At 50.0% G+C, this 17,119-nt stretch carries 17 protein-coding genes; 12 read left to right on the top strand and 5 right to left on the bottom strand.

What is annotated here, in order from left to right; all coding sequences use genetic code 11:
• Positions 1–3: 3 nt before the first annotated feature.
• The 8 genes from hisC to MJX74_RS03580 all read left to right on the top strand — a co-directional run bounded on the left by hisC (position 4) and on the right by MJX74_RS03580 (position 9,209).
• Entirely contained in the window at positions 4–1,119 is a 1,116-nt protein-coding gene (hisC, locus tag MJX74_RS03615; RefSeq protein ID WP_240220951.1) for a histidinol-phosphate transaminase, read from the top strand.
• Positions 1,116–2,186: a bifunctional histidinol-phosphatase/imidazoleglycerol-phosphate dehydratase HisB gene (gene hisB / locus MJX74_RS03610; protein WP_240220950.1), complete on the top strand. Its 1,071-nt coding sequence runs from the start codon at positions 1,116–1,118 to the stop codon at positions 2,184–2,186. The genes hisC and hisB overlap by 4 nt, the downstream gene beginning before the upstream one ends.
• Positions 2,186–2,779 (top strand): imidazole glycerol phosphate synthase subunit HisH, encoded by a 594-nt coding sequence (hisH, locus tag MJX74_RS03605; protein ID WP_240220949.1) that lies wholly within the window; start codon positions 2,186–2,188, stop codon positions 2,777–2,779. Before hisB ends, hisH begins: the two co-directional genes overlap by 1 nt.
• Positions 2,776–3,513: a 1-(5-phosphoribosyl)-5-[(5-phosphoribosylamino)methylideneamino]imidazole-4-carboxamide isomerase gene (gene hisA / locus MJX74_RS03600; RefSeq protein WP_068230218.1), complete on the top strand. Its 738-nt coding sequence runs from the start codon at positions 2,776–2,778 to the stop codon at positions 3,511–3,513. The genes hisH and hisA overlap by 4 nt, the downstream gene beginning before the upstream one ends.
• A complete protein-coding gene (gene hisF / locus MJX74_RS03595) occupies positions 3,495–4,268 on the top strand; it encodes an imidazole glycerol phosphate synthase subunit HisF (protein ID WP_240220948.1) in 774 nt (257 codons plus the stop codon). The genes hisA and hisF overlap by 19 nt, the downstream gene beginning before the upstream one ends.
• A gap of 310 nt (positions 4,269–4,578) precedes the next feature.
• On the top strand, positions 4,579–5,208 hold the full coding sequence (gene hisIE, locus MJX74_RS03590) for a bifunctional phosphoribosyl-AMP cyclohydrolase/phosphoribosyl-ATP diphosphatase HisIE (protein WP_240220946.1): 630 nt from the start codon (positions 4,579–4,581) through the stop codon (positions 5,206–5,208).
• A 193-nt stretch (positions 5,209–5,401) separates the two neighbouring features.
• Positions 5,402–6,892 (top strand): sensor domain-containing diguanylate cyclase, encoded by a 1,491-nt coding sequence (locus MJX74_RS03585; protein ID WP_240220944.1) that lies wholly within the window; start codon positions 5,402–5,404, stop codon positions 6,890–6,892.
• A 154-nt stretch (positions 6,893–7,046) separates the two neighbouring features.
• Positions 7,047–9,209, top strand: a complete 2,163-nt coding sequence (locus MJX74_RS03580; protein ID WP_240220942.1) for a S46 family peptidase — start codon at positions 7,047–7,049, stop codon at positions 9,207–9,209.
• A gap of 153 nt (positions 9,210–9,362) precedes the next feature.
• Here the strand turns inward: MJX74_RS03580 and MJX74_RS03575 are convergent, their stop codons facing one another.
• Positions 9,363–9,791, bottom strand: coding sequence for a CBS domain-containing protein (locus MJX74_RS03575; protein WP_240220940.1), 429 nt, complete (start codon positions 9,789–9,791; stop codon positions 9,363–9,365).
• A 214-nt stretch (positions 9,792–10,005) separates the two neighbouring features.
• Between MJX74_RS03575 and MJX74_RS03570 the strand changes: the two genes are divergently transcribed.
• Positions 10,006–10,494: a fasciclin domain-containing protein gene (locus MJX74_RS03570; protein ID WP_240220938.1), complete on the top strand. Its 489-nt coding sequence runs from the start codon at positions 10,006–10,008 to the stop codon at positions 10,492–10,494.
• Between the two features lie 6 nt (positions 10,495–10,500).
• On the opposite strand, the gene MJX74_RS03565 is transcribed toward MJX74_RS03570, so the two are convergent.
• Complete coding sequence (locus MJX74_RS03565; protein WP_240220936.1) at positions 10,501–11,382, bottom strand: EamA family transporter; 882 nt, start codon at positions 11,380–11,382, stop codon at positions 10,501–10,503.
• Between the two features lie 313 nt (positions 11,383–11,695).
• Between MJX74_RS03565 and MJX74_RS03560 the strand changes: the two genes are divergently transcribed.
• The gene (locus tag MJX74_RS03560; protein WP_240220934.1) at positions 11,696–12,979 is read left to right on the top strand and encodes a DUF3422 family protein; all 1,284 of its coding nucleotides are present in this window, start codon (positions 11,696–11,698) and stop codon (positions 12,977–12,979) included.
• Between the two features lie 84 nt (positions 12,980–13,063).
• A complete protein-coding gene (locus MJX74_RS03555; RefSeq protein WP_240220932.1) occupies positions 13,064–13,759 on the top strand; it encodes a lytic transglycosylase domain-containing protein in 696 nt (231 codons plus the stop codon).
• Between the two features lie 3 nt (positions 13,760–13,762).
• On the opposite strand, the gene MJX74_RS03550 is transcribed toward MJX74_RS03555, so the two are convergent.
• The 3 genes from MJX74_RS03550 to MJX74_RS03540 are packed head-to-tail and all read right to left on the bottom strand — an operon-like array spanning position 13,763 to position 16,395.
• Positions 13,763–14,185 carry a CBS domain-containing protein gene (locus MJX74_RS03550; RefSeq protein ID WP_240220930.1) on the bottom strand — a complete coding sequence of 141 codons (423 nt, stop codon included), beginning with the start codon at positions 14,183–14,185 and terminating at the stop codon, positions 13,763–13,765.
• A gap of 26 nt (positions 14,186–14,211) precedes the next feature.
• The gene (locus MJX74_RS03545) at positions 14,212–15,336 is read right to left on the bottom strand and encodes a PilT/PilU family type 4a pilus ATPase (protein WP_240220929.1); all 1,125 of its coding nucleotides are present in this window, start codon (positions 15,334–15,336) and stop codon (positions 14,212–14,214) included.
• Positions 15,337–15,342: 6 nt separating this feature from the next.
• Positions 15,343–16,395 (bottom strand): type IV pilus twitching motility protein PilT, encoded by a 1,053-nt coding sequence (locus tag MJX74_RS03540; RefSeq protein ID WP_240220928.1) that lies wholly within the window; start codon positions 16,393–16,395, stop codon positions 15,343–15,345.
• A 30-nt stretch (positions 16,396–16,425) separates the two neighbouring features.
• On the opposite strand from MJX74_RS03540, the gene MJX74_RS03535 reads away from it, so the two are divergent.
• Positions 16,426–17,112, top strand: coding sequence for a YggS family pyridoxal phosphate-dependent enzyme (locus MJX74_RS03535; protein ID WP_240220927.1), 687 nt, complete (start codon positions 16,426–16,428; stop codon positions 17,110–17,112).
• Positions 17,113–17,119: the final 7 nt, after the last annotated feature.

Below are 17,119 nucleotides of genomic sequence, written 5' to 3'. Positions count from 1 at the left end.
ACCATGAGTAACAGTATTAATACACTGGCCCGTGATGCGGTAAAAGCTATAGTGCCTTATGCCTCTGCCCGCAGCAGTATGAGCGGCGGCGCTATCTGGCTTAATGCCAATGAAAACGCACTGTCACCGGAGTATCAGCTTAGCGGCAGCTTTAACCGCTATCCGTCATGCCAGCCCAAAGCGGTGATTAACGGCTATGCAGCTTACGCCGGTGTAACACCAGAGCAGGTATTGGTAAGCCGCGGAGCCGATGAGGGTATTGAGCTTTTGATCCGCAGCTTTTGCGAGCCGAAACAAGACAGCATCAGCATTTGCCCGCCTACGTACGGCATGTATGCCATCAGCGCGCAAAGCAACCAGGTGCCGGTGAATATAGTGCCGCTCACCGCCGGTTTTACGCTGGATTTAGCCGCGTTGTTTTCGACTACGCCCAAACTGGTGTTTATTTGTAGCCCGAATAACCCCACCGGCGATTTGATCCCACGCGAGCAAATTATTGCTGTACTGGAGCACTACAAAGACAGCGCTTTAGTGGTACTGGACGAAGCCTATATTGAATTTGCGCCGCAAGCGTCGGTGGTTGATTTGCTGCCACAGTATCCTAACCTGGTGATACTACGTACGCTGTCTAAAGCCTTTGCATTGGCAGGCCTGCGCTGTGGTTTTACGCTGGCGGCGCCGGATATTATTAATGCGTTAAAACAAATGATCGCGCCCTACCCGCTGGCCGAGCCGGTGGCGCAAATTGCTGCACAAGCCTTAACGGCAGAGTCTGTCGCGGTGATGCAAAGCACGGTAACAACGATAAACGCGCTGCGGGCCGAGTTTATTGCTTACGCAAGGCAGCGTAGCGGCATTAGTAAAGTGTGGCCCAGCAATGCCAACTATGTGTTGCTGCAAGTAGACGATGCGGCAGCATGCGTAGCTGCACTGGCACAGCACGGTATTTTAGTTCGTAATCAATCCAGTCAGTTGGGGTTGTCACAGGTGGTGCGGGTATCTATCGGCAGCCCGGCTGAAATGCAGGCGCTATACAGCGTAATGGACGACTATTTTAATTCACCGGCAACCTTACAACAGGCAGCATTACAGCAAACAGCACAGAGAGAACGCGCATGAGTGGCCAACCTATTTTATTTATTGACCGCGACGGCACCATGGTAGAAGAGCCGCCAATAGACAAACAACTGGATAGCCTGGAAAAACTGGCCTATGAGCCTGGTTTAGTGCCGGCATTATTAAAATTACAGGCCGCCGGTTACCGTTTGGTAATGGTAACCAACCAGGATGGCTTGGGTACTGACAGCTTCCCGCGTGAAACCTTTGACGCGCCGCACAACAAGATGATGCAGCTGCTGACCTCGCAGGGCATTACCTTTGACGATGTATTAATTTGCCCGCACTTTGAGCGTGACAACTGCAGTTGCCGCAAACCGAAACTGGGGCTGGTAAAAGATTACCTGCAACAGGGTAAGATCGACTTTACCAACTCTTACGTGATTGGCGATCGCTTAACTGATGTGCAGCTGGCGGAAAATATGGGCTTGCCCTCCTTTCGTTACGATCGCGCTACGCTGGGCTGGAGCGAGATTACCAAACAACTGCTAAGCCGCGGTCGCAAAGCTACAGTGCGCCGTACCACACGTGAAACCGATATTGAAATCAGCGTTGATCTGGATAACAGCGGCAACAACTTTTTCGGCACCGGTGTTGGCTTTTTTGACCATATGCTGGAGCAAATTGCTACACACGGCGGCTTTTCACTGCAGGTAAAAGTTACCGGCGATTACCACATTGATGATCACCACAGTGTGGAAGACACCGCACTGGCGCTGGGCCAGGCATTAAAGCAGGCGCTGGGCAATAAGCGTGGTATTAACCGCTTTGGCTTTGTGCTGCCAATGGATGAATGCCGTGCCGAATGTGTACTGGATTTATCCGGCCGGCCATTGTTTGTATTTAACGGCGAGCTGGGCGATGGCGCCGTTGGCGGTTTAACACTGGAAATGGTGCCGCACTTTTTCAGATCAATAAGCGATGCCATGTTGATGTCGCTGCACCTGAGCATTACCGAAGGCAATAAACACCACAAGGTAGAGGGCCTGTTTAAAGCCTTTGGCCGTGCACTTCGTCAGGCCATTACCGTATCGGGCGAAGCGTTACCAAGCTCAAAAGGAGTGTTGTAATGCAACTGGTGATTGTTGATACCGGCTGCGCCAATATCAGCTCGGTGTATTTTGCTTTTAAACGCCTGGGCGTAGATGCCACGATAAGCCGTGAGGCAAAGCGGATTAAAGCAGCAGACAAAGTGCTGCTGCCGGGTGTCGGCACCGCGCACAACGCCATGGCCAAGCTGCAACAGGCTGAACTGATTGACACCTTACAAAGCCTGCAACAACCGCTACTGGGTATTTGTTTGGGTATGCAACTGCTAACCGGCCACAGCATGGAAGGCGATGTGCCTTGTTTAAACCTGATCCCCGGTGAAGTATTGCCGATGCAAAGCGCGGGTTTGCGCTTGCCACATATGGGCTGGAATACGCTGAAAAATATCAGCAATCATGCTCTGATGCGTGGTTTTAACGAAACAGACTATATGTATTTTGTTCACAGCTTTGCTGTTGCGTCCAGCCAGTATTCACTTGCGCTATGCCATTATGGCAGCGATTTTGCCGCAGTGATTGGCAAAGATAATGTTGCCGGTGCCCAGTTTCACCCAGAACGCTCGGGCAAAACCGGCGCGCGTTTATTACAGAACTTTCTGGAGTGGCGTTTATGATTATTCCGGCAATCGATCTTATTGACGGTAATGTGGTTAGGCTTTATCAGGGCCGCTATGACAATACAACTGAATATGCTTTCAGAGCTATTAATCTGCGTAACCAATACGCTCAGGCCGGTGCCGATTGGCTGCATATTGTTGATTTATCCGGCGCTAAAGATGCAACTAAACGACAGCTGAAATTATTAACTGAACTGATGACCGCTGCTCCGCTGCATATTCAGGTAGGCGGCGGAGTGCGCAGCGAGCAGGACTTAATTGACTTACTCGACGCCGGCGCAGGCCGTGTGGTTATTGGCAGCCTGGCCATTCGCCAAAGCGAGCTGGTGCAAAGCTGGGTGCGCAAATACGGCGGCGAGCAAATTGTGCTGGCGCTGGATGTTGCCATCAATGAAAAAGGTGAGAAAACCCTGCCGTCACATGGTTGGATAGAACAGTCTGATATTACGCTGGAACAGGTGCTGGACGGCTATATCACCGCTGGCGCTCAGCATGTGCTATGCACTGATATCAGCAAAGACGGTACCTTAAGTGGCTCTAACGTGCAGCTTTATAAAGAGCTGGTTGCTCACTACCCGCAAATTCAGTGGCAGGCCTCCGGCGGCATTGGCTCGCTCGATGATATCCGCGCCTTAATTGGCAGCGGCGTAGCAGGGGTTATTTTGGGCCGCTCGTTGCTAGAAGGTAAGTTTACTTTGCAGGAGGCCATAGCATGCTGGCAAAACGGTTAATTCCCTGCCTGGATGTACGCGATGGCAAAGTGGTTAAAGGTGTACAGTTTCGCAACCACGAAATTATTGGCGATATAGTACCTTTGGCACAGCGCTATGCCGAGGCCGGCGCTGACGAGTTGGTATTTTACGATATCACTGCGTCGAGCGATGGCCGCGTGGTAGATAAAAGCTGGGTACGGCGTATAGCAGAAGTGATCGACATTCCGTTTTGTGTCGCCGGTGGTATTAAAACGATAGCTGATGCAGGTAAGATTTTAGAAATGGGCGCCGATAAAATTTCAGTTAATAGCCCTGCTCTGGCAAGGCCAGAGCTGATTAACGAGCTGAATCACAACTTTGGCCAGCAATGTGTGGTGGTAGGTATCGACAGCTTTTTTGATGTCGTCTCGGGCCAGTATCAGGTGTATCAGTTTACCGGTGACGAAAGCCGCACGCAGAAAACCCAATGGCTTAGCCGTGATTGGGTAGCCGAGGTATTAAGCCGTGGTGCTGGCGAGATAGTGCTTAACTGCATGAATCAGGACGGTGTTCGCCAGGGGTATGATATCGCCCAGTTAAGAAGCATCCGCGATATTTGTACTGTGCCATTAATTGCCAGTGGTGGCGCCGGTACTATGCAGCATTTTACAGACGTATTTGAAAAGGCCGACGTTGACGGCGCCCTGGCGGCCAGTGTGTTTCATAAAGGTATAATTGAAATTGCGGCGTTAAAAGCCAAACTGATTGCTGATGGTATTAGTATCCGGCCGTAAGAACGGAAACGGAGCTTCGAAGGCGCAATCGCTGCGTACATTTTTTCTGCGACACGCCATAAACCGTCCATGGAGCTCGATTCCGGCCATCCATGGCCTCCAACGGTCGCTGAAAAAAGTACATCCGCGCTTGCTTTGCTTGTGCCAGCCGTTGAGCAAGTGTATCAAGCGACGAGGATTAGCTGCTAAACAGAGCGTCTGTGGCAAGGATGCTACAGAGGAGCCTACAGGGAGGTATTTACGGCGTCTCTGTGTGCAGCTAAACCTCAGAGCCTACTAGCCGGTACAATAAAATGAATAAAGGTTACTTATGAACGAAGAACAAATCAAAGCGTTAAGCTGGCCCGATAACCAGTTATTACCGGCAAAGTTATTACCCGCAATAGTGCAGCATGCCATCTCCGGCAAAGTGCTGATGCAGGGCTATATGAACCCGGGGGCGCTTGAGCACACACTGCAAAGCGGCAATGTGACCTTTTACAGCCGCAGCAAACAACGGCTGTGGACCAAAGGTGAAAGCTCTGGCAATACCTTAAAGCTGGTTAGCATCGACAGCGACTGCGATGCCGACAGCATTTTAGTGCTGGCACTGCCGCAAGGCCCCACCTGCCATGTTGGCACCGAAACCTGCTGGCACAATAACAGCGCCAACAGCCCACAACTGGCTTTTTTATATGACCTTGAACAAGTGATTAAAGCGCGCGAAGGTGCAGACCCAAGCAGCAGCTATACTGCCAGCTTATTTGCCAAAGGCGTAAAGCGCATCGCGCAAAAAGTCGGTGAAGAAGGTGTCGAATCTGCTCTGGCTGCCATGGCTGGTGATAAAGAAGAGCTGGCTAACGAGGCGGCTGATTTAATTTTCCACCTTCTGGTACTGCTGCGCAGCCAAAAACTGGAACTGAACGACGTAATTACCGTACTACAACAACGGCATAAATAACAACGCGACATTTTAACGGCAGGTTTAGCGTTAACCTGTACACCCAGCGTAAGGTACTGAACCTATACCCGGCGCTGGTTTAACTGGTGATAAGGTTAAGGTTTACATGGCGACAATACCTTCCCTTGACTACACTGTTAACATTATTAGGGTGAAATCACCGCATATGTAAGCCGAGGCTAAGCAAATCCAGATGCAGGACGTATCCGCTGGCAGCGCTCAATCGCAGCACCTATCTGATAATGAACCAGCCAGCAAACTGGTCGCTACTATTGATTTTTCAGAACTTAACACCGTATTTAACAACATCCAGCAGGTAATGGGCTTGCCCGTTGCATTGCTTGATATATATGGCAAAGTGCTGGCATCGTCCGACTGGCCAGATGCCCGCTTTGGTTTACAACAGACAGCCGAAATAACTGTTGAAAACAGCCAGCAAAATTACGCGACACCGATAATGCTGGACGGCGAACACATTGCCGGTTTGTTGGTTGGCAAACGCCGGTCAAATAAAGCAAGTGTGGATCAAACCCAGCCCGACAGCATAACGCAAGTGCTGGCACCACTGGCGTTACAGATCACAAAACTCAGTCTGCTAAACGCCCGCTACCAATACAGCCTGCAGCAAACTGAGCAAAAAGTAGCCCAGCGCACACAAGAGTTACTGCTGCAAAACCAGATTTTAAGCCAGATCAGTGAAGGCGCTGAGCTAAAAAGTATTCTGCATAATCTGGTTACTCAGGTAGAGCTGCTACATCAGGGCATGCTGTGTTCTATCTTACTGTTGGACGAAGATAACCAAACCCTGCACCACGGCGCGGCACCGTCGTTACCAGATGAATATAACAACGCACTGGACGGTGTTGCTATTGGCGTGGGCGTCGGCTCATGCGGCACTGCTGCTTTTACCGGTGAAACCGTAATAGTGCAGGATATCAGCACGCATCCGTATTGGCAGCCTTATCAGGCACTGGCGGCCATTGCCGGGGTGAAAGCCTGCTGGTCACAACCAATAAAAAACGCTCACAACAAAGTGTTAGGTACCTTTGCCATCTACCATTATCAGCCAGCTGAGCCCTGTGCGATACTGCTGCAAAAAATCAAAACCTACAGCAACCTTGCTGAGCTGGCAATTAGCCGCTGCCTTAGCGCCGCGCAAATCCGCCGGTTAGCTTTTTATGACAGCTTAACCGGTCTGGCCAATCGTCGTTTGCTGGAAGAGCACTTGCTGCAAGCTATAGCATCCAGTCAGCGCGGCCAGAAATACAGTGGCTTAATGTTTATCGACCTGGATAACTTTAAACCGGTCAACGATATCTACGGCCACAGAACAGGTGACAGCCTGCTGGTAGAAGTAGCACACCGGTTATTAAATGCCGTGCGTCAGGCCGATACCGTGGCGCGCTTTGGCGGCGACGAATTTATTGTGCTGCTACGCGATATTGATACCGAAATTGGGCGCAGCAAACTGCATATTCAGCACATTGCCACTAAAATTGTTAAAGAGCTGGCCCGGCCTTTCCCGCTGTCTGAGCATAATATGCATCAATGCGCCTGCAGTATCGGTCTGGTGCTGTTTCAGGGTGACACCAATTGTGATGAACTATTGCGACAGGCCGACACGGCTATGTATCAGGCCAAACGGCTGGGCCGCAATCAACCTTGTTGGTTTTCCGACAAATAAACTGCTTCTATCACCCAACGCTTGAACTGCGATAACCATCGCATAGCGGCATCTGTGGCTTTAGCCGAGTATTGACAAGGCTAGCGCTGGCATCGACTATAGCTGTGGTCTTACGTTTAACATTCCTGTCAAAATTAAAAATAAAAGAGTACTTATGAAAAAATCCATTCTGATGCTGGCGCTGGCCAGCAGTTTTGCCATGGCTGATGAAGGCATGTGGATGCCACAACAACTGCCGCAAATTGCCACCGAATTAAAAGCTGCTGGTCTTGAACTGGACCCGGCCAACTTAAGCAAACTCACCGAATTCCCTGCCGCAGCTATTGTTAGTTTAGGCGGCTGCTCCGCCTCTTTTGTGTCACCCAATGGTTTGGTTGCCACTAACCACCACTGCGCTTATGGCAGCATCGCGCATAACTCAACACCAGAAAACGACTTACTGGCCAACGGCTTTTTAGCCCAGAAGCCAGGCGACGAAGTTGCCGCAGCCCCGGGCAGCCGCATTTTTGTTACCAAAGCCGTAGATAACGTTACCGATAAAGTGATTGATGGCAAAACCGCTAAACTAAGCGGCAAAAAGCGTATCGACGCTATTGAAGCCAACCAGAAAGCTATTATCGCCGAATGCGAAAAAGACGAAGGCCACCGCTGTACGGTAGCCGCCTACTACGGCAGCTTAGAGTTTTACCTGATTAAACAGTTGGAAATTAAAGATGTGCGTTTAGTACATGCTCCGGCTGAGGGTGTGGGCAAATTTGGTGGCGACACCGACAACTGGATGTGGCCGCGTCACACCGGTGATTACAGTTTCTACCGTGCTTATGTCAGCCCAGAGGGTAAATCGGCAGATTACAGCGTAGATAACGTGCCTTATAAGCCGGATTATCATTTAACACTGGCCAAAGATGGCTTAAAAGAAGGTGATTTTGTCATGGCGCTGGGTTACCCCGGCCGCACTAACCGTCACCGTTTACCAAGCGAAGTCAGCGATACCTTTGAATGGGCTTACCCCAATACCGTTGCCCAGTTTAAAGACACACTGGATATTATTGCCCGCGAAACCGCTAGCAATAAAGATGCAGAGTTGAAGTACGCCGGCCGTGTTGCCGGGTTAAATAATTATATGAAAAACCGCCAGGGCATGCTGGACAGCTTTGCCCAAAGCGACTTTTTACAACGTAAAACGCAAGAGCATCAAGCCCTTACCGCCTGGGTTAACAGCAGCAGCGAAAATAAAAAAGCGTATGCCAAAGACTTAACAGCAATAGAAAAACTGTTAAAAGAAAACCAAACCAAAGAGCGGGCCAATTACCTGCTAAACAATGCCACACCTCGGTTACTGGCAGCTTCACGCGCCCTGTACAGATTAGCCCAGGAAAGTACCAAACCGGATGCTCAGCGTAAAGCTGGCTTTCAGCAACGCGACATTCCGCGCTACCAAGCCTTTGTAGCCGGCATGGAGCGCAACCTGGATGTTGGCGTAGAAAAAGCACTGGACCTGCACAACTTGAGCAAATACGCCGCTTTGCCAAAAAAACAGCGTAACGCAGATTTTGACAAAGCGATGGGCATTAAAGATGGCATCAGCAACGAGCAACTGAAAAGCCTGATTGACAGCTGGTACGCCAATAGCGATTTAACTGATCCGGCTAAGCGCACTGCTCTGCTGGACAGCACGCCACAGCAATTTGCCCAAAGCAACGATGCTTTTGTTAAAGCCGCCGTAGCATTGTATAAAACCGATTTAAAACGTGAAGCGCAGGAAGAAGAGCTGGCCGGTAAAATTCAGCAGGCGTACGCCAGCTATATGCGTGCCAAAATTGCCTTTATGCAGTCTAAAGGCCAGGCAGTTTACCCGGACGCCAACAGCACGCTGCGGGTAACTTACGGTAACGTAAAAGGCCGCGCGCACGGCAATGAAGATGGCAACGCCTGGGCGCCATTTACCACGCTACGCGGTATTACGGCCAAAGCAACCGGCGAAGGTGAATTTAACGCACCGCAAAAACAGCTGGATGCGATAAAAGCCAAGCAATATGGTCCGTACAAGGTAGAAAGCTTAAATTCAGTACCGGTAAATTACCTGGCTACACTGGATATTACCGGCGGCAATTCAGGCTCGGCAGTATTAAACAGCAAAGCCGAACTGGTAGGTTTAGCCTTTGACGGCACGCTGGATTCAATCATTTCAGACTGGGACTACAACCCGGACAACACCCGCTCTATTCAGGTAGATCACCGTTTTATGCTGTGGCAAATGCAGCTGGATGGCGCAGATAACCTGTTAAAAGAAATGGGGGTTGGCTTAACCGACTAAGCAAGACCTGCAAGCGAGCAGAGGTTTACTCTAAGCCAACCGTTGAAGGCATGGATGCCTGAATCGAGCCCCCACGGATGGGTTTACGGCGCGTTGGAGTGAGTAAACCGGCGCGATTATTCTCAAATAAGCCAGCTTTTACGCTGGCTTTTCTTATTGTTTTTCCAATAATTGCGCCGCTAACCGAACAAAGTCTGAAGATGTCAGTATGCCCTTCAGTTTATTGTTTTCATCCACCACCGGCATACAGCCATGACGGTTTTTAACGAAAAAGCCCGCCACTTCTTTTAACGATTGACCCGGCGTTACTGCAGCAAAATCGGTGGCCATCATATCGGCTACCAGTTGTTGTTTTTCTTTACGCTCCAGTGCAGTAGCGCCAAACTGCGCCATTAACCCCATTACTTTGGCGATCATAATTTTTTGCGTCAGCATACCAACCAAAATGCCATCGGCATCTATTACAGGAATATGGCGGATATTTTTACCACGCATTAAATCATGCGCATCTTTTAAACTGGCCTCCCGGGTTACACACAAAGGATCAGCCGTCATTAATTGGGCAACAGTGGTAATGGTCATAAACACGCTCCTCTAACAGTATTTTAGTGTCAGACAACAGATATAGCGAAAAACTGCACCAGTTGCACCGGGCTGGATCAAGTTTTTCGCCGTACGGTAAATAACTACTTGCGGTTTAGCTAAAACAGAAAAAGATAAATCTGATCTTTATGCCGCAAGCCTGCGTTTGTAATGGCGACTGTTATGTCTAACTTTGTGCAAAAAAGGAAACACTATGAAACTGTCACACCTTATTACCGGTTCATTATTACTGGGCTCGATGCTTCTCACAGCACAGGCGCACAACCATAAAATGAAAGCAGATATTGTTGATACCGCAGTAGCAGCTGGCAATTTTTCAACGCTGGTAACGGCCGTACAGGCTGCTGAGCTGGTAGACACATTAAAAAGTAAAGGCCCGTTCACAGTATTTGCGCCAAATGACGCTGCCTTTGCCAAAATCCCTGCCGCCGATTTAAACGCACTGGTAGCAGATAAAGCCGCTCTAACTAAAGTGCTTACTTATCATGTTGTTGCCGGCAAGGTCATGGCTGCAGATGTGGTTAAGATGACTTCAGCTAAAACGGTACAGGGTCAAGACCTGGCTATTGAAGTAAAAGACGGCAAAGTATACGTAAACGGTGCTCAGGTAATTGCAACTGACATCGAAACCAGCAATGGCGTGATCCACGTGCTGGACACCGTTGTAATGCCAAAAATGTAATCGGCGTTAATCCTCCAGGGCGGGTTTCGCCCCGGAGGATGTCAGCGAACTGCCAAGCGATGCCACGATAACCAGACCAATCGCCAGCCACTGCCATAGCGTAAGTAACTCAGCCAGAATAACAAAGCCAGCCAGCGCGGCTATTGCCGGTTCCATACTCATAAAAACACTAAAGTTTTGTGAGGTCATATTGCGCAGTGCCACCATTTCCAGCGTGTAAGGCAAAGCACTGGATAAAATACCCACCAGCAGCCCCAGCGGCAGTACTTGCCAGCTTAGCAGCGCCATGCCCTGGCTAACGGCACCTATCGGCACCAAAAAGGCAGCCGCCACTGTCATACCAAGCGCTACCGTAATACCACCCGAGGCCTGGGCATTGGTGCGTTTACCAAACAAAATATACCCGGCCCAGCACGCACCTGCGCCAAGTGCCAATATCACGCCGATGGGGTCCAGCGCATCAGTACCGCGCATATCCGGCAGCAGCAATAAAATGCCGGCAACAGCACAGGCTACCCAGATTAAATCGCGTTTACGCCGTGATAAAAGCAGCGCAACGGCTAAAGGACCGGTAAATTCAAGCGCTACGCCAATACCCAGTGGAATACGGGCAATTGCCAGATAAAACAAAATATTCATACCGCCCAGACACAGGCCATAGGTCACTATTGCATTCCAGTCACGCCGGTTTGTTGGCAAGCTGCGCCACGGCCGGAACACCAGCCACAGCACCAGCGCAGAAAACCCCAGCCGCAGCGCAGTTGTGCCTTCAGGGCCTATCAGCGGAAACAATTGCTTGGCGATAGAAGCGCCAGACTGAATAGTCAGCATTGCCAGCAAAACACTGACCACCGCCACAACCAGATTACGATTGAGCACAATTGACATAAAGTTAAAACCCGACAGAACAGACAAAAGGTAAGAGCAATATTGTAACCCGCCGCCAGCGTTAAAGGTAACAGAGTGCGCACTGAATTATGCCGCGGCTGCGTTATTTCAGGGCAAACACCAGGCCACCAGGTATTGCCAAAACCTGCATTACACCAAGACGTAAAGAAAATATCATTTTACAGCAATGATTTAGGCCCATATTGCTCTGTAGCTGGCACAGGCCAACGCACTGGCACATTAGCTGCTTTGCTTAACCTAACGGTGTTTGTGCTCATTCCCGCTTTGTGCCTTCAGATTCAGGAGCATTATCATGACCGGACTACATAACCGCAGCCATCCACTGCGCGATGTACTGGATAAAGAACTACAACAGCGCACCTTCCCGGCGTTAACGGCGCCAAGCCGGCTGTGCCAGTTTATGCTAACGGTATCACCGGCCTCGCGCAGCAGCGAACTTAGCTTTATGCAACAACTGGCCAGCCAACAAGGCAGCCATTTTAGTGAAACCGATCACGACATTAACCTGCCACTGTTTGGCGGCAGCCTACGGTTTGAAAAACATGGCGAGTTTTCCAGCTATATCTTTATTCAAAGTGGCAGTGAAAAGCAGCTATTTGATGATCCGCTGGATTTTCTGCCAGCGAAGAACTGGCTGGATAATATTCCGGGCCAGATTTTCCGCGTAGTTCAGCTAAGTGTTATCACGCCGGCACAGCTAAAAAGCTATGCCGATACCAACCAGCTGTTTAACCCGGACAATTGCATCAGCAGTATGCTGGCCGGGCAAAAAGCCCGCATCTGGACCGACTTTCAAAAGCATGCCGAAGGTGCCGGCCGTATGTTATTGCTGGATCAAGGCTTAAGTCCGGCAGCGCTGGGCCGTTTAGTGCAACAGCTGTTTGATCTTGGCAATTACCGCAAATTATCACTGCTGGGCTGGCCACAATCGCGCCAGGCGCTGAGTAAGCTGAATATGCTGGAACAGAGTCTGTCAGATATTACCCAGCGTATCGAACTGCGCCTGAATGATGATGAGCATTTACTTAACGAAATAACTACCATGGCGGCACAGACTGAGCACCTGATCGCCGAAACCAGCTCGCGGCTGCAGGCTACTGCCGCTTACTACCAGCTAACACTGGACCGGATCAGAAGCCTGAACGAAACGCCGATTGAAGGCCTGTTGTCATTGCAGGATTTTACCGAGCGGCGCTTAACACCGGCATTTCGTACCAGTGAATCGGTGGTATACCGCCAGCATGCTTTATCTGGTCGTTTAGGCCGGTCTACCGAGCTGCTGCGCACCCGGATTAATTTAAAACTCGAGCAACAAAACCAGCAGTTGCTGGCATCTATGGATAAGCGTGCCAAACTGCAGCTGAATATGCAGCAAATGGTCGAGGGATTATCACTGGTGGCTATTAGTTATTACGCCTTGCAGCTTAGCGACAAAGCCATTGATGCACTGGGTTACTGGCTGCCACAACTGGATACCCGGCAGTGGCAAAGTATCAGTGTGCCGGTAGTGGTTGTCATTGTGGCAGCGGTACTGTTATGGGTTAACCGCCAATTACACCGGGATAAAAGCCGCTGAAGCTTTTATCCACCGGTATGGCTTGAGCTTTGCGTGGCTTAGTGCTTTACTTTCAGTCCGCTTAATTTATGCATGGATGTTGCTTTGTCATCTGCCGGTGTTGCCATTGCTGTGTTTGCCTTAAGCTGTATCCTGATGCTGGCGGCTGAGCCGCAAACAGCTGAAAAAAAGCAACTTAAACTTTCGCCAGACAGCAACAATACAGCATTGTCGCAAGCGCAGACAAAAACTCCCCCGACTATTGCAGCATATAAGTCAGTTAAAAACGATGGCACTGCGATGTTTTCCGATCGCCAGCCACTAAACCGGCCTTTTCAGGTGATGCGGTTTGACTGCTTTGCCTGCGATCCGGGATCAACAGTTAACTGGCATACGGTGCCACTATATACCCGGCCTTTTAATCAGTTTATTGCCAAAGCAGCAGATGAACACCAACTGGATCCGGCGCTTATTCGCGCAGTTATTCATGCCGAATCGTCTTTTCGCCCGTCAGCTGTATCACGAAAAGGCGCAGTAGGCTTAATGCAACTGATGCCCGGCACGGCCAGGCAGCTTGGCATCAGCGATGCCAGTGTGCCAGAACACAATATTGCCGCCGGCAGCCGTTATCTGGCCCAGCTGTTAAAACAACATAATGGTGAGTTACCACTGGCTTTAGCGGCTTACAATGCCGGTAGCAGTAATGTGCGCCGTTATAACGGTATTCCGCCTTTTGCCGAAACCCAGGCTTATGTTGAACGGGTGGCTATTTTGCATAAGCGCTATCAGCGCGCCGGTTAACAGCTAACTGGCTGGCTTGTGCAGCGCGGCGCGCATTATGTCTTTCCATGATACCAGGCCAAGCAAATGCTTATATTCGTCGGTTACCGGTAAACAACTGATATTGTGTTGCAGCAGTAGCGCGGCAGCCTGCTTTATACCGGTAGTTTCACTGACGGTGATCACCGGACTTACCATCACCTGATGCACTTTGCGCGAACGGATAAACAGCCCGATCGCAGGATCACTGGCGGCGTCCATTACCGGGCTAAGCTCACGAAAGTAATCTTTTACCGACACTATACCAACGAGGCGGTTGGTGTGATCCACCACCGGCACATGCTGAAAGCGTGCCTTGGCAAACACATCGCGCAGTGAGGCCAGGCTGGCATCGGCCATGGTGGTGATCAGTTTGCTGCGATGCGTCATGATCTGTGTAATGCTCATAGCGACCTCACTGTAACAACGGCTGGTTAATTGTCTTTATTTTCAAAACCTTCAATAGTAACACCAGACAGGAACCCCGCCCCTTTAGTATCGCCACTACGCAGTTTAATCATCAGGCGTAAATCATTCGGCGAATCGGCATGGTGAATAGCATCAGCGTAGGTAATTTGGCCACGCTGATATAAATCGTACAGCGCCTGATCAAAGGTTTGCATACCCAGCTCGCGTGATTTTGTCATTACCGCTTTAATCTCGCCGATTTCACCGCGGGCAATTAAATCGGCAATTAATGGCGAATTAAGCAGCACTTCAATGGCGGCCAGCCTGCCATGGCCATCTGCCGTGGGAATAAGCTGCTGCGCAACAATACCGCGCAGGTTTAATGACAAATCAAACAGTAACTTCTGGTGCATCTCTTTGGGCACCAGATGCATAATGCGGTCAATTGCCTGGTTGGCATTGTTGGCGTGCAGTGTGGCAATACATAAGTGACCGGTTTCAGCAAACGACAGTGCATATTCCATCGTGTCCTGGCTGCGGATTTCACCAATTAAGATTACATCCGGAGCCTGTCGCAATGAGCTTTTCAGTGCTGCTGCAAATGATTCAGTATCAATACCCACTTCACGCTGGGTAATTAAACTTTTATGGTGTTCGTGCACAAACTCGATTGGATCTTCTATCGTCAGGATATGCCCCTTGGCATTGCGGTTACGGTACCCCAGCAAAGCCGCCAGCGAGGTTGATTTACCGGTACCGGTGCCGCCGACAAACAGCACCAGGCCGCGTTTGGACATAATCACTTCTTTCATGATTGGCGGCAGGCCTAAATCGTCCACGTTAGGAATTTTGGTAACAATACGGCGCACTACCATGCCAGCACAGTCACGCTGCCAGAACGCCGACACCCGAAACCGTCCTGCCTCGTTGGCTATCGCAAAGTTGCACTCTTTGCTGCTCATAAATTCTTGCTGCTGCTTATCATTCATCGCCGATAGCACCAGCTTTAATGATGCCGCATCCGTCAGCGGTGTTTCATCAATAGGTGTCATTTCACCGTTTATCTTCGCCGCTACCGGCATGCCTGCGGTAACAAACATATCCGATGCTTTAACAGCAACCATTTTTTCCAGAAAATCAACTAGCTGCATAAGCGTTTATATCCTGCCCATGGCACCAAAGGTGTTTTTGTCCTGTGCTTTGGCCGCGGCATCTTTTTGCGATACCAAACCCCGGTTTACCAGATTCACCAGACATTGATCCATGGTTTGCATACCATGCGATGCGCCGGTTTGTATTACCGAATACATCTGGGCAATTTTATCTTCGCGGATAAGATTACGGATCGCCGGTATCCCAATCATGATCTCGTGCGCCGCCATGCGGCCACCGCCCACCTTTTTCAGCAGCGTTTGTGAAATAACCGCTCGCAGTGACTCTGACAACATCGAGCGCACCATGTCTTTTTCTTCACCGGGAAACACATCAATAATACGGTCAATCGTTTTAGGCGCTGAAGTGGTATGCAAAGTACCAAACACTAAATGGCCGGTTTCAGCGGCGGTCATCGCCAGACGAATCGTCTCCAGATCGCGTAATTCCCCCACCAGTATTACGTCCGGGTCTTCGCGCAGGGCTGAGCGAAGTGCATTACTGAAGCTGTGGGTATCGCGGTGTACTTCACGCTGGTTAATCAGGCTGGATTTATTGTTGTGCACAAATTCAATCGGATCTTCTATCGTCAGAATATGGTCGTGGCGCATAGTGTTAATGTAGTCAATCATCGCCGCCAGCGTAGTACTTTTACCTGAACCTGTCGGCCCGGTAACCAGCACCAGGCCACGCGGGTTTTCAGCAATGGTTTTGAAGATATCCGGCGCACCTAAATCTTCCAGTGTTAATACCTCACTGGGTATAGTACGAAACACTGCCGCCGCGCCACGGTTTTGCACAAAGGCGTTAACCCGAAACCGTGCCAGGTTGGGTACTTCAAAGGAAAAGTCTGATTCTAGGTGTTCTTCGTATTCTTTACGCTGCTTGTCGGTCATAATCTCGTACACTAATGCATGCACGTCTTTATGAGTAAGCGGCGGGATATTCAGCTTGCGTACGTCACCGTCAACCCGTATCAATGGCGGCACACCGGCGGAAAGGTGTAAATCAGACGCTTTATGTTGCACACTAAAGGCTAATAATTCGGTAATATCCATGACAATTTCTACTCCACGTTGCCAATCTTTATGAATAACATAGCAGAACAACTTAACCTCGCCTATCAGAACCTGACGGAAAAATTGCAGGCTTTGCCAGCGGCAAAATTAACGCCACAACTACTGGCCGTAAGTAAAACCAAACCGGTATCTGCTGTTGTAGCAGCCTATCAGGCCGGGCAGCGCCAGTTTGCTGAAAACTACCCGCAAGAACTAGCTGAAAAAGCAGCACAATTAAGCAGTTATGCGGATATTATCTGGCATTTTATCGGCCCGTTGCAGTCGAACAAAACCCGGCTGGTCGCCGAAACCGCGCACTGGGTACACAGTATCGACCGGCTTAAAATTGCTGAGCGTTTAGCAGCACAGCGCCCTGCGCCGCTGGGGCCGCTTAAAGTGCTGCTGCAGGTGAATATAAGCAATGAACCCAGCAAAGCCGGTATTGCTGCGGCAGATATGTTGCAATTAGCTGCCGACGTAAGCAACTTGCCACAGCTGCAATTAAAAGGATTAATGGCCATACCGGCACCGGGCATGAGCGAACCGGCCTTTGCTGCTATGGCACAACTGTCGAAAACATTACAGCAACACTACCCGCAGGCAGATGAATTATCTATGGGCATGTCGGATGACTGGCCTTTGGCTCTGCGATATGGCGCAACTATGATACGATTGGGCACCGCAATTTTTGGCGCAAGAGATTATCACAAGGAATGAATACACA

Source organism: Rheinheimera hassiensis, from assembly GCF_022436675.1.
Lineage (GTDB): Bacteria > Pseudomonadota > Gammaproteobacteria > Enterobacterales > Alteromonadaceae > Alishewanella > Alishewanella hassiensis.
Note: the sequence above shows the minus strand (reverse complement) of the source record. Positions and strands in the feature narration are given on the sequence as shown.

Coding starts and splice junctions, on each gene's coding strand:
- hisC (WP_240220951.1), top strand. CDS start 4: ATGAGTAACAGTATTAATACACTGGCCCGTGATGCGGTAAAAGCTATA.
- hisB (WP_240220950.1), top strand. CDS start 1,116: ATGAGTGGCCAACCTATTTTATTTATTGACCGCGACGGCACCATGGTA.
- hisH (WP_240220949.1), top strand. CDS start 2,186: ATGCAACTGGTGATTGTTGATACCGGCTGCGCCAATATCAGCTCGGTG.
- hisA (WP_068230218.1), top strand. CDS start 2,776: ATGATTATTCCGGCAATCGATCTTATTGACGGTAATGTGGTTAGGCTT.
- hisF (WP_240220948.1), top strand. CDS start 3,495: ATGCTGGCAAAACGGTTAATTCCCTGCCTGGATGTACGCGATGGCAAA.
- hisIE (WP_240220946.1), top strand. CDS start 4,579: ATGAACGAAGAACAAATCAAAGCGTTAAGCTGGCCCGATAACCAGTTA.
- MJX74_RS03585 (WP_240220944.1), top strand. CDS start 5,402: ATGCAGGACGTATCCGCTGGCAGCGCTCAATCGCAGCACCTATCTGAT.
- MJX74_RS03580 (WP_240220942.1), top strand. CDS start 7,047: ATGAAAAAATCCATTCTGATGCTGGCGCTGGCCAGCAGTTTTGCCATG.
- MJX74_RS03575 (WP_240220940.1), bottom strand. CDS start 9,791: ATGACCATTACCACTGTTGCCCAATTAATGACGGCTGATCCTTTGTGT.
- MJX74_RS03570 (WP_240220938.1), top strand. CDS start 10,006: ATGAAACTGTCACACCTTATTACCGGTTCATTATTACTGGGCTCGATG.
- MJX74_RS03565 (WP_240220936.1), bottom strand. CDS start 11,382: ATGTCAATTGTGCTCAATCGTAATCTGGTTGTGGCGGTGGTCAGTGTT.
- MJX74_RS03560 (WP_240220934.1), top strand. CDS start 11,696: ATGACCGGACTACATAACCGCAGCCATCCACTGCGCGATGTACTGGAT.
- MJX74_RS03550 (WP_240220930.1), bottom strand. CDS start 14,185: ATGAGCATTACACAGATCATGACGCATCGCAGCAAACTGATCACCACC.
- MJX74_RS03545 (WP_240220929.1), bottom strand. CDS start 15,336: ATGCAGCTAGTTGATTTTCTGGAAAAAATGGTTGCTGTTAAAGCATCG.
- MJX74_RS03540 (WP_240220928.1), bottom strand. CDS start 16,395: ATGGATATTACCGAATTATTAGCCTTTAGTGTGCAACATAAAGCGTCT.
- MJX74_RS03535 (WP_240220927.1), top strand. CDS start 16,426: ATGAATAACATAGCAGAACAACTTAACCTCGCCTATCAGAACCTGACG.